General features: G+C 74.4%; 6 protein-coding genes and 1 riboswitch. Of the genes, 3 read left to right on the top strand and 3 right to left on the bottom strand.

What is annotated here, in order from left to right; genetic code table 11:
- Positions 1-65: 65 nt before the first annotated feature.
- Entirely contained in the window at positions 66-4,058 is a 3,993-nt protein-coding gene (gene hrpA / locus ACFUC1_RS18535; protein ID WP_379122444.1) for an ATP-dependent RNA helicase HrpA, read from the bottom strand.
- 175 nt (positions 4,059-4,233) lie between these two features.
- The gene (locus ACFUC1_RS18530) at positions 4,234-5,154 is read right to left on the bottom strand and encodes a DUF2249 domain-containing protein (protein ID WP_379122442.1); all 921 of its coding nucleotides are present in this window, start codon (positions 5,152-5,154) and stop codon (positions 4,234-4,236) included.
- 66 nt (positions 5,155-5,220) lie between these two features.
- Here ACFUC1_RS18530 and ACFUC1_RS18525 point away from each other — a divergent pair, with 66 nt between their 5' ends.
- Genes ACFUC1_RS18525 through ACFUC1_RS18515 form a run of 3 tightly spaced genes read left to right on the top strand, consistent with a single transcriptional unit; the run spans position 5,221 to position 9,910 of the window.
- On the top strand, positions 5,221-5,958 hold the full coding sequence (locus ACFUC1_RS18525; RefSeq protein WP_379122440.1) for a helix-turn-helix transcriptional regulator: 738 nt from the start codon (positions 5,221-5,223) through the stop codon (positions 5,956-5,958).
- Positions 5,955-7,229, top strand: a complete 1,275-nt coding sequence (locus tag ACFUC1_RS18520; RefSeq protein WP_379122439.1) for a hypothetical protein — start codon at positions 5,955-5,957, stop codon at positions 7,227-7,229. The genes ACFUC1_RS18525 and ACFUC1_RS18520 overlap by 4 nt, the downstream gene beginning before the upstream one ends.
- Positions 7,226-9,910, top strand: coding sequence for a multicopper oxidase domain-containing protein (locus ACFUC1_RS18515; protein WP_379122437.1), 2,685 nt, complete (start codon positions 7,226-7,228; stop codon positions 9,908-9,910). The genes ACFUC1_RS18520 and ACFUC1_RS18515 overlap by 4 nt, the downstream gene beginning before the upstream one ends.
- 48 nt (positions 9,911-9,958) lie before the next feature.
- Here the strand turns inward: ACFUC1_RS18515 and ACFUC1_RS18510 are convergent, their stop codons facing one another.
- Positions 9,959-11,278, bottom strand: coding sequence for a bifunctional o-acetylhomoserine/o-acetylserine sulfhydrylase (locus ACFUC1_RS18510; protein ID WP_379122435.1), 1,320 nt, complete (start codon positions 11,276-11,278; stop codon positions 9,959-9,961).
- Between the two features lie 108 nt (positions 11,279-11,386).
- A riboswitch (SAM riboswitch) is annotated at positions 11,387-11,499 on the bottom strand.
- Positions 11,500-11,677 lie beyond the last annotated feature (178 nt).

Genomic DNA, 11,677 nt, shown 5'->3' with positions numbered 1-11,677 from the left:
GCGCTCGGGTTCCCGGGCGCAGCGGCCCCCCAACTCGTGTCGCGGGTCGGCCGCGCGCGTCGACCTCAGGTCTGGAGGGCGGCGATCGCGTTGCGGATCCGCTTCTCCGACACCGGCCGCGGCGTGCCGAGCGAGTTCGCGAACAGGCTGACCCGCAGCTCCTCGACCATCCACCCGACGTCGCGGACCGGGGCCGAGAGGCGGTCCTCCGGCGACAGGGAGTCGAGCAGGTCGGCATACGCGAGCTCGACGCGGTCCACGACCTCCTGGTTCGCGGCGTCACGGGCCAGGGCCGAGGGCGACGACGGCGCCTTCTCCAGCCGCTGAACCATCCCGCGCAGGTACCGGCGCAGCTGCGGCAGGTGCGCGATGCCGGTGTCGGCGACGAAGCCGGGGTAGACGAGGCTGTCGAGCTGGGCGCGGACGTCGGCGACGAGCGCAGCGGCGGCCGGTGCCCGCAGGCCCTCGAGCAGCCGGCGCACGTCCCGGGAGGTGGCCAGCACCGGCTCGACCTCATCGACGACCTGGAGCACGCGGGTCGCGACGTGGGTGCGCACGGCGGCCAGCACCTCGCCGAAGTCCTCCTCGTCGCGGACCCCGTGGGCCCCCGCTGCGCCGCGCTCGGCGGTGATCGCGTCGACCGCGCAGGCGAGGCAGTCCTCGAGCAGCGCGGGCACGGATCCGTGGGGGTTGTCGGCAAGGGTGAGCTTCTGGGCGTTGCCGAGACGGGCGAGCACGCGCTTCCACGGCGGCGCGGTGTTCAGCAGCAGCAGCCGCCGCACACCGAGCGCGGTCGCGGCCTCGGCGGCACGACGGCCCGGCAGGACCACGAGGTCGACCCAGTCGCCGCGGTCGACGAGCGCGGGGAACCCCTGCACCACCTGGCCTCCGGACCTCGTGTCGAAGGTCTCGGGAAGCGTGCCGAAGTCCCACTGCCGCAGGCCTTTTCGCTCGATGCGCGCCCCGGCTCGGGACATGCGTCGCTGGACCTGCCCGGCGAGCCGGTCCTTGAGCTCCTCGAGGTCCTTGCCCGCGCCCAGCACGCGGCCGCCACCGTCCTCGACGCTGAACGTGACGCGCAGGTGGTCGGGGACGGCCTCCGGGTGCCAGTCCGCGGGGTCGACGCGGACGCCGGTGCGCGCGTGCAGGACCCGGCCGAGCTCCTCGACGAGGGTGCGGCCGTCGCCCGGCTGGACGTCCGCCAGCGCGGCCGCGGCATGGTCGGGGGCGGGGACGAAGTTGCGCCGGACGCCCTTGGGCAGCGCCCGCACGAGAGCCGTGGCGAGGTCTCCCCGCAGCCCCGGCACCTGCCAGTCGAAGCCCTCGGGTGACACCCGGTTGAGCACCTGCACCGGGATGTGCACCGTCACGCCGTCGGCGGCCGTCCCCGGCTCGAACTGGTAGGTCAGCGGCAGCTCGAGCGCGCCCTGGCGCCACGTCCGCGGGTAGTCGCGCGCCGACACCTCCTCGGCGCTGTCGCGGGTGAGCAGGTCCTCGGTGAAGGTGAGGAGGTCCGGCGTCTCGCGCCGCGCCTGCTTCCACCAGCGGTCGAAGTGGCGCTGGGAGACGACCTGAGCGGGGACCCGCTCGTCGAAGAACGACACGAGGTCCTCGTCGTCGACCACGATGTCACGTCGGCGCGCCCGCTCCTCCAGCTCCGAGAGCCGTTGCAGCGCAGCGGTGTTCGTGCGGTGGAACTCGTGGTGGGTGTCCCAGTCGCCCTCGACGAGGGCGTGCCGGATGAACAGGTCGCGGGACTCCTCCGGCGCGATGCGCGCGTAGTTGACGGTGCGGGCGGCGACCAGCGGCACGCCGTAGAGCGTCACCCGCTCGGTGGCCAGTGCCGCACCCTGCTTGCGGGACCAGCGCGGCTCGGAGTACGTCCGCTTCACCAGGTGCGGCGCCGCGCGCTCGGCCCACAGCGGGTCGATGCGGGCGTTGGTGCGGGCCCACAAGCGGGTCGTCTCGACGAGCTCCGCGGCCATGACGAACGCGGGCTGGCGGCGGAAGAGCGTCGACCCCGGCGAGATCCCGAACCGCGCACCCCGGGCCCCGAGGTAGTCCCGCTTGGCCTCGTCGCGCACGCCGATGTGCGACAGCAGCCCGGCGAGCAGCGCCTGGTGGACGAGGTCGGCGTTCGGCGGCTCACCGGGTGCGGCCGTCGCCTGCTTCGGGTCGATCCCGACGTCCTGGCAGGCGCGGCGCAGCTGCGAGTGCAGGTCCTGCCACTCCCGCACGCGCAGGTAGTGCAGGAACTCGGTGCGGCACATGCGCCGGAACGCGCTGTGCGACAACGCCTTCTGCTGCTCCTTGAGGTAGTTCCAGAGGTTGAGCAGCGACATGAAGTCCGAGTGCTCGTCACGGAACCGGGCATGTGCCTGGTCGGCCTGGGCCTGCTTGTCGGCCGGCCGCTCGCGCGGGTCCTGCATCGAGAGCGCGGCCACGATGACGAGCGCCTCACGGGTGCACCCCAGCTTCCCGGCCTCGATGAGCATGCGCCCCAGCCGGGGGTCCACGGGCAGGCGTGCGAGTGACCTGCCGTATGCCGTGAGGCGCCGCTCCCGGCCACGTCGCCGTGGTGCGGTTCCCCGCTCCCCCGGCTCCCCGGCATACGCCCCACCGGTGCCCTGGCCACCACCCGCACCGGCCTCACCGCCACCCACCATGTCGAAGGCCTGGAGCTCCTCGAGGAGCCGCACGCCGTCGGCGACCTGGCGCGGGTCCGGCGGGTCGACGAACGGGAAGCGGGCGACGTCGCCGAGCCCGAGCGCCGTCATCTGGAGGATGACGGACGCGAGGCTGGTGCGCTGGACCTCGGGCTCGGTGAACTCGGGCCGGGACTCGTAGTCGGCCTCCGAGTACAGCCGGATGCAGATGCCGTCGGCGACGCGGCCGCAGCGACCGGCGCGCTGGTTGGCGCTGGCCTGCGAGACCGGTTCGATCGGGAGCCGCTGCACCTTGGTCCGCTGGCTGTACCGCGAGATGCGCGCGGTACCCGCGTCGACGACGTAGCGGATGCCGGGCACGGTCAGTGACGTCTCGGCGACGTTGGTGGCCAACACGATCCGGCGTCCGGAGTGGCGGGAGAAGACGCGGTGCTGCTCGGCCGCGGACAGCCTCGCGTAGAGCGGCAGCACCTCGGTCTGCGGCAGGTTCAGTCCCTCGAGCGCGGACGCGGTGTCGCGGATCTCCCGCTCGCCGGAGAGGAAGACGAGGATGTCCTGCCCACCGCCGTCGCCGCCCCTGGCCTCGGTCCACAGCTCCTCGACCGCCTCGACGACACCGGTGACCTGGTCGCGCTCCTCGGCGTCGTCACGGTCGGGGTCGACGAGCGGGCGGTAGCGGACCTCGACCGGGTAGGTGCGGCCCGAGACCTCGATGATCGGCGCCGGCTCACCGGTTCGCGGGTCCGCGAAGTGCTGGGCGAACCGCTCGGGGTCGATGGTCGCCGAGGTGATGACGACCTTGAGGTCCGGGCGGCGCGGCAGCAGCTGCTTGAGGTAGCCGAGGATGAAGTCGATGTTGAGCGACCGCTCGTGCGCCTCGTCGATGATGATCGTGTCGTACTTGCGCAGCATCCGGTCGCGCTGCATCTCGTTGAGCAGGATGCCGTCGGTCATCACCTTGACGAGCGTGTCGTCGCTGCTCGTGTCGGTGAACCTGACCTGGTAGCCGATCGCCCCACCGAGCTCGACCTCGAGCTCCTCGGCGATGCGCTCGGCCACTGAGCGTGCGGCGATCCGTCGTGGCTGGGTGTGCCCCACGATGCCCTGCTGGCCGCGGCCGACCTCGAGGCAGATCTTCGGCAGCTGGGTGGTCTTGCCCGACCCGGTCTCGCCCGCGACGACGACGACCTGGTGGTCGCGGATGGCCGCGGCGATGTCGTCCTTGCGGGCGACGACCGGCAGCTGCTCGGGGTAGCGCAGCTCCGGCACCGGGATCGCCCGGCGCGGACGCGGCTGGTGCGGATGTCGGGGGCTCCCGTCGCCCGGGCCACGCCGCGGGCGCCTGCGCCGGCTCCGGGCAGCGCGAGGCTGCTCGGAACGCTCGGCGGACATGCCCGTCAGGATACGTGCCGCCACGGCCTGGCCTCCCCCGACTTCGCAGCCGGGCGCCTGTGGCGTCCCGCTCGGGAGGCGCGGACGCGAGTGGCCGGGCACGGCCCAGGGGGTGACCATGCCCGGCCGGTCCGGGGGCTCGGGGCGAGCTCGTCAGGAGGTCGTCAGAGGCTCGTCACGCGACGCGGGTGAAGCGCAGGCGCCACGCCTGCGGTCCGCGCTCGAGGTAGTCGACGGCGAAGGCGCCCGGCGCCCGTCCCTCGAGCTGCCTGAGCAGCGGCAGCGGGTCGTGCGGCGCGACGAGCACCATCCCGCCTCCGGCGCGCACGGCGTCGAGGGCGCCGAAGATGGTCGCGTGCCGGATGGCGTGCGGCACGGTCCGGGCGTCGAGCTCGGGCAGGTCGGCGCCGTCGGCCTCGCCGCAGGAGCACGCTCCACCACAGCCGCCCGGGGCCGGGGAGGCGTCCGCGCCTGCGCGCTCGTGGCCGTGCTCGTGGCCAGGTCCGTGGCCGTGCTTGTAGCCAGGTCCGTGGCCGTGCTCGTGGTCAGGTCCGTGGCCGTGCTCGTGGCCAGGCGCGTGGCCGTGTTCGTGGTCAGGCGCGTGGGCGTCGTGGTGGTCGCCGCCGAGCAGCTGGTGCATGCCGGCGAGCGCGTCCGCGAGGGAGACCTCGGGGGCGGCCGCCAGCAGCGGCAGCACCTGGTCGTTCTCCTTGGCGAGGTGGCTCTCGAAGGTGACCGCCAGCGCCCGCGCCTCGGCGGCCGCCTCGACCAGCGTCCCGGCAGCCTCGAGCCGTTCGACGAGGCCGAGGATGAGCTGGTGCTCGGCGAGCATCGCGTCGACGAGCAGGCGAGCCCGGTCGTCGCGGTGTGCCAGCGGGTACATCGCCTGCTCCTCGGCGAGCGCGTGCGGCACGAGGTCGCGCTCGGCCCAGCGCACCAGGTCGTCGCGGGCGTCGAGCGCCGCGCGGTCATCCGGCGCCGAGGCGACACGGCGTGCGAGCGCCGTCAGGGTGCCGGCCATCTCGGCGTGGTGGCTCCTGACGGCCTCGACGGCGGCGGAGTCCTGCTCGGTCGAGGCGATGACGACGGTGTCCACGGTGTCCTCCCGGTGGGGTCCTGCCGCGGGTGGCAGGGCGTCTGGTTATTTAATACACTCTTTTCCGTGAATATTCCAACCGGTCTCGAGCAGCGCCTGGCGACCCCGGGCCTGGGGCCGCGCCCGACGCGCGCCACTCCCCCCGCCGGCGCAGCCCCCAGCCGGGCCGAGGCGGCGGTGCTCGACCTGCTCACGGCCCACCCGGAGCCGGTCACGGCCGCGGCGTTGGCGCAGAGCAGCGGCCAGCACACGAACACGGTCCGCGAGCACCTCGACGCGCTCGTCGAGGCCGGGCTGGCGACGCGCGAGCGGGCGGACTCCGCCGGGCGCGGACGGCCCGCCTGGCTCTACACGGCCACCGAGGTGCAGCAGCCGGTGGTGCGCGAGTACGCCGGTCTCGCGACCGCCCTCGCCATGCAGCTGGCGCGCACGAGCGACCACCCGCGCGACGACGCCGTCGAGGCGGGACGGGCGTGGGGCCAGCAGCTGGCCGTCGAACGCACGGCTCCCTCCTCCGCCGCCGGCGCGCGGCGCGAGGTGGTCGACCTCCTCACCGGCCTGGGCTTCGACCCCACGGCCGACAGCCGCGTCCTGGCCGTGCGCCTGCGCCAGTGCCCCCTGATCGCCGCCGCCCGCGAGGAGCCCGAGGTCGTCTGCTCGGTGCACCTCGGCATCGTCCGGGGGGCGCTCGAGACCTGGCACACCCGCAGCGACGAGACGTCCCTGGTGCCGTTCGCCGAACCGGGAGCCTGCCTGCTCCACCTCACCGGGGCGACGAGCCGGACCGGCGGCGACCGGCCGTGAGCCTGCGCCGGCTGCCCTTCCTCCTGCCGGCGGGCCTGGCCCTGCTGCTGGGGGTCGACGCCGGGCTGCGGCTGCTCGGGGCCCCGGCCCTGGCGCTCCCCCAGCGGCTCCCGGTCGTTCACGGACCCCTCCTCGTCCTCGGCTTCATCGGCACCCTGGTGTCGCTGGAGCGCGCCGTCGCCCTGCGCCGGCCCGCCGGGTATGCCGCGCCGGCCCTCCTCGGGGCCGGTGGCCTCCTGCTCGTCTCGCCGCTGCCGCTGCGGGCCGGCCAGCTGCTGCTGGCGGCCGGCGGCGGCGCCCTCGTCGCCGTGTACGTGGCCCTGTGGCGCCGGCAGCGCGACGACGCCGTGCTCGTGCAGGAGCTGGGCGCCGTGCTCGCCACGGGGGGTGCGGTGCTGTGGCTGGGCGGGGTCCCCGTGCCGCGGCTGCTGCCCTGGCTGGCTGGATTCGTGGTGCTCACCATCGCCGGTGAACGACTGGAGCTGGCCCGGCTGCAGCTGCAGGGACCCGGCGGCGCCGCTGCGCTGCTGCTGGTGACCTCGGCGGCGGTCACGGTCTCGGCGGTCGCCTCGCTGCTGTGGCCCGTGGTCGGGTTCCCGCTGTTCGGGGCGTCCCTGCTCGTGCTCGTCGGGTGGCTGGCCGTGCACGACGTGGCGCGCCGGACGGTCCACGGCACGGGGCTGCCCCGCTTCGTCGCCGCCTGCCTGCTGGCCGGCTACGCCTGGCTGGCCGTCGCCGGGGGCACCTGGCTGCTCGCCGGGCTGGTGCTCGACGGACCGGCCTACGACGCCGCCGTGCACGCCGTGTTCCTCGGCTTCACGCTCTCGATGATCATGGCGCACGCACCGGTCATCCTCCCGGCCGTCCTCACAGTGCGCGTCCCCTACCGGCCCGCGATGTACGCGCCGGCGCTGCTCCTCCAGGCCTCCCTCCTCGTGCGCGCGCTGGTGGGGGACGCCTGGGGCGTCGACGGCGCCCGGACGGTGGGCGGCATCGGCAACGCAGCCGCCGTGCTGCTCTTCCTCGGGGTCGTGGTGTGGTCGGCCGCGGGACGCCGCGAGGGCAGCCGGCGGACCGAGCGGGGCGACTCCGACCTCTCCGGCAGTGCAGCGTCAACCTCCTCTGCCACCTCCGCCCCCGGCACCTCCCCTTCCCCCTCCTCCCCTGCCCCCTCCGCCTGCGCCCCCTCCGCCTCCTCAGCCGCCGCCACCTCCACCCGTGGCACATCCGCCACTTCCCCGTCGACGACCACGGTCGGAGCGGGCCGGTGAGGGCCGGGCGCACCCCACCGGGACCCCGGTTGCGGTGGCACCTGGCCGCCAACAGCGGCGTGGTCGCCTGGCTGGTGGCGCTGCTCGGCGTCTCGCTCGCCCACCCGTTCGTCCCCGAGTCGCGCTGGCTCCTGGTGCACCTGCTCCTGCTGGGTGCGGTGACCAACGCGGTGCTCGTCTGGAGCGCCCACTTCGCCGACGCCCTGCTGAAGAACCCCTCGCCCTCACGGCGCGGACAGGTCGTGCGGCTCGTGGGCCTCAACGCAGGCGTGGTCGCCGTCGTCGCCGGGATCGTGAGCGGCTCCCTACCCTTCACCATGGTCGGGGCGCTCGGCGTGGGAGGCGCAGCAGCCGCCCACGGCATCGCCCTCGCCCTCCAGGCACGCCGGGCCCTCCCGTCCCGCTTCGGCGCGTCGGTGCGCTACTACGTCGCGGCCTCGGCCTGCCTGCCGGTCGGGGCCGTGCTGGGGACGCTGCTGGCGCGGCACCCCGATGAGCTGCTCCACGGTCGGCTCGTGCTGGCGCACGTGGCCGTCAACGTGCTCGGCTGGCTCGGCCTCACGGTGCTGGGCACGCTCCTGACCCTGTGGCCCACCATCCTGCGCACCCGTGTCGCCGAGGGCGCTGAGCGGCAGTCGCGCCAGGCCCTGCCGGCCCTCGCGTCCTCCCTCGGCGTCGTCGTCGCCGCGGCCCTGGCCGGCGCCCGCACCGTCACCGGCGTGGCCCTGCTCGCCTTCCTGGCCGCCACCCTCTGGTCGCTGCGCCCCCTGCTGGCCGCCGCGCGGTCGAGACCACCACAGTCGTATGCCGCGTGGTCGGTGCTCGCCGCGGTCGCTTGGCTCGCCGGGTCACTCGCCTGGCTGGCGGCGCTCGTGCTCGTGGCGCCCGACTGGGCCGCTGCCGGTGCGTCGACCCACCGGCTGGCAGTGCCGGTCGCGGCCGGGTTCGGCGCGCAGGTGCTGCTGGGGGCCCTGACCTACCTGCTGCCGGTGGTGCGCGGCGGCGGCCCCTCGGTCGTGCGGGCCACGACCGACACGCTCGAGCGCGGCGCCGCGCTGCGGGTCGTCGTGGCGAACGGCGGACTGGCGCTCCTCCTGCTCCCGGCACCGAGCGTCGTCCGGGTGCTGGTCTCGACCATGGTGCTGGCGTCGTACGCCGCCTTCCTCGTGCTGCTGGTGTTCGCGCTCAGGACTGCCCGGCGCGCCGACCGGGCAGCGGCCAGCCGCCCGGACCCGGCCACCGGGACGGCCCCGGCACGGCACCAGCCGGAGCCACGCGCCCAGGTGCGTGCCCGGCATACCGGCTGGGCCGCGGCCGGCCTCTCGGCCCTGGTGCTCGCGGTGGCGACCGGTGCCTCCCTCGACCCGGCCGCCCCGGGAACGGCCGCCGGCACCGCCGCCCCCGGTGTCGCCGCCACCGGCCACACGACGACGGTGCACGTCGAGGCCCGGGGCATGCGGTTCCACCCCGCCTCCGTCGACGTGCCGCTGGGCGACCGGCTCGTCATCGAGGTGGTCAACCGTGACGGCGACGTGCACGACCTGGCCCTGGAGACCGGCCAGAGCAGCGGACGCCTGTCCACCGGGCAGAGCGGACGGGTGGAGGTCGACGTTGTCGGCCGCGACCTCGACGGGTGGTGCACCATCGTCGGGCACCGGCAGATGGGAATGGTGTTCTCCGTCAAGGTGGCCCTCGCCTCGAGGGCAGCCGCGGCGCACTCTCGGGGCAGCTCCCGGCCGACCGGTCTGGATGACGACACCATGGCGCAGGAGGCTCAGGTGCCGGGCACGGGAGACGTCGCACGACCGGACTTCCTGGCGACACCGGGGGCCGGGTTCACCGCCCGGGACGCGCGCCTGGCCCCGGCACCCGGGGCGCGCGTCCACCGTGTCTCGCTCGTCGCCCGGGAGGTGGAGCGCGAGGTGGCCGTCGGTGTCCGGCAACGGCTGTGGACCTTCGACGGGACGGCTCCCGGGCCGGTGCTGCATGGGCGCGTCGGCGACCGGTTCGAGGTGACGCTGCGCAACGACGGCAGCCTGGGCCACTCCATCGACTTCCACGCCGGTGCCCTGGCACCGGACCAGCCGGTGCGGACCGTCGCACCGGGCGCGTCGGTGACGTTCTCCTTCACGGCGCAGCGGGCCGGGATCTGGCTGTACCACTGCAGCTCCATGCCGATGTCGCTGCACCTCGCCAACGGCATGGTCGGCGCGGTCGTCATCGACCCGCCCGGCCTGGCGCGGGTCGACCGTGAGTACTTGCTCGTGCAGTCGGAGCTCTACCTCGGCACCCAGGGCGGGAGCGCCGACCCGGCCAAGGTCGCGGCCGAGCGGCCCGATGCGGTGGTGTTCAACGGGTTCGCGAACCAGTACGACCACGACCAGCTGCCGGCCCGGGTCGGCGAGCGGGTCCGCGTGTGGGTCGTCGACGCAGGGCCCAACCGGCCGAGCTCGTTCCACGTCGTCGGCGCGCAGTTCGACACCGTGTTCCTCGAAGGCGGCTACCTGGTGCGGCCCGGCGCACCCGGCACGGTCGGCGGCGCCCAGGCCCTGGCCCTCCAGCCCGGACAGGGTGGGTTCGTCGAGCTGGTGTTCCCCGAGGCGGGCCACTACCCGTTCGTCTCGCACGTCATGGTGGACGCCGAACGCGGCGCCCACGGCGTCCTCCGGGTGACCGGGTAGGGGGCCGCGGGCGCCGCGCAGGTGGACCGGCGACTCCGAGGGCGGCGGTCAGGCTCCCTTGGCGGCGATGAAGCCCTGGTCGAGGTCGGCGATGATGTCGTCGATGTGCTCGATGCCCACGGCCAGCCGCACCAGGCCGGGCGTCACGCCGGCCGCCAGCCGGTCCTCGTCGGGCCCCTGCGAGTGCGTCGTCGAGGCGGGGTGGATCGCCAGCGAGCGCACGTCGCCGAGGTTGGCCACGTGGCTGTGCAGCTGCAGGCCCTCGACGAAGCGCTTGCCCGCCTCGACCCCACCCCTGATCTCGAACGCGAGCACCGCGCCCGCTCCGCGCGGGGTGTACTTCGTGGCCTTCTCGTACGACTCGTGGTCCGGCAGGGAGGCCCACACCACGCGCTCGACCTGCTCGTGGCCGCTCAGGTACCTCGCGACCTCGTGGGCGTTCTGCAGGTGCCGCTCGATGCGGAGGCTGAGGGTCTCCAGGCCCTGGGCGATGAGGAAGGCGTTGAACGGGGACACGGCGGCACCGAGGTCGCGCAGCAGCTGGACCCGGGCCTTGAGGATGAAGGCGAGGTTCGCCCCGAGCGGGCTGCCGACGCCGAGGTCACGCGCGAACACCAGGCCGTGGTAGCTCTCGTCCGGCGTGTTGTAGCCGGGGAAGCGCTCGGGGTCCTGGGCGAAGTCGAACGACCCACCGTCGACGATGACGCCGGCGATGGTGGTGCCGTGGCCGCCGAGGTACTTCGTGGCCGAGTGCACCACGATGTCCGCACCCCACTCGAGCGGCCGGATGAGGTACGGCGTGGCGATCGTGTTGTCCACGACCAGCGGCACCCCCACCTCGTGCGCGACAGCCGCCACGCCCTCGATGTCGAGCACCTCCGACTTGGGGTTGGAGATGGTCTCCCCGAAGAAGAGCTTGGTGTTGGGTCGCACCGCCGCCCGCCACGACTCGAGGTCGTTGGGGTCGGCGACGAAGGACACCTCGATCCCGAACTTGGGCAGCGTGTGCTTGAGCAGGTTGAAGGTGCCGCCGTAGAGCGACGGGCTGGCCACGACGTGGTCGCCGGCCTCGGCGATGTTGAGGATCGCGAGGGTCTCGGCCGCCTGGCCGGATGCCACGAGCAGCGCGCCGACGCCACCCTCCAGCGAGGCGATCCGCTGCTCCACGGCGTCCTGGGTCGGGTTCATGATGCGGGTGTAGATGTTGCCGAACTCCTTGAGCGCGAACAGGTTTGCCGCGTGCTCGGCGTCCTTGAAGACGTACGACGTCGTCTGGTAGATCGGCAGGGCGCGCGCGCCGGTGGCGGCGTCCGGCTCCTGGCCGACGTGGATCTGGCGGGTCTCGAACGACCAGTTCGTGCTGCTCATGGGAACCTTCACTCTCGTGTGCCGCTGGGCGCGGCGTCGGCGGGGTCCGTCGCCGACGGTGGAGTGCTGGTCGCCACCGCCGGAGGCGGTGCGGGACACGTCGTGGGTCTCCCGCGCTTGCGCACGGCGGGAGCCGCGCGCCCGGTCCTCACCCGGGGCACCCCACCGCGGAGGAGGGTTGCCGGCCAGCGAGCCGGGGCTTGGCGCTGGCGCTCATGACCTGCGACGAGGGTACGCCCGCCCGGCCACCAGCCGGGACACCCGTCTCTCATCGCGGACGGCTCCACCGCCCGTACACGCGCCCGCACATCCGCCGCACACACCCGCCCACACGACGACGGCCCCGCCCACACGACGACGGCCCCGCCCACACGACGACGGCCCCGACCACGGGTGGTC

Origin of the sequence: Pedococcus sp. NPDC057267 (assembly GCF_042668795.1) — a bacterium.
In the GTDB taxonomy this organism is placed as follows: Bacteria; Actinomycetota; Actinomycetes; order Actinomycetales; family Dermatophilaceae; genus Pedococcus.
Note: the sequence above shows the minus strand (reverse complement) of the source record. Positions and strands in the feature narration are given on the sequence as shown.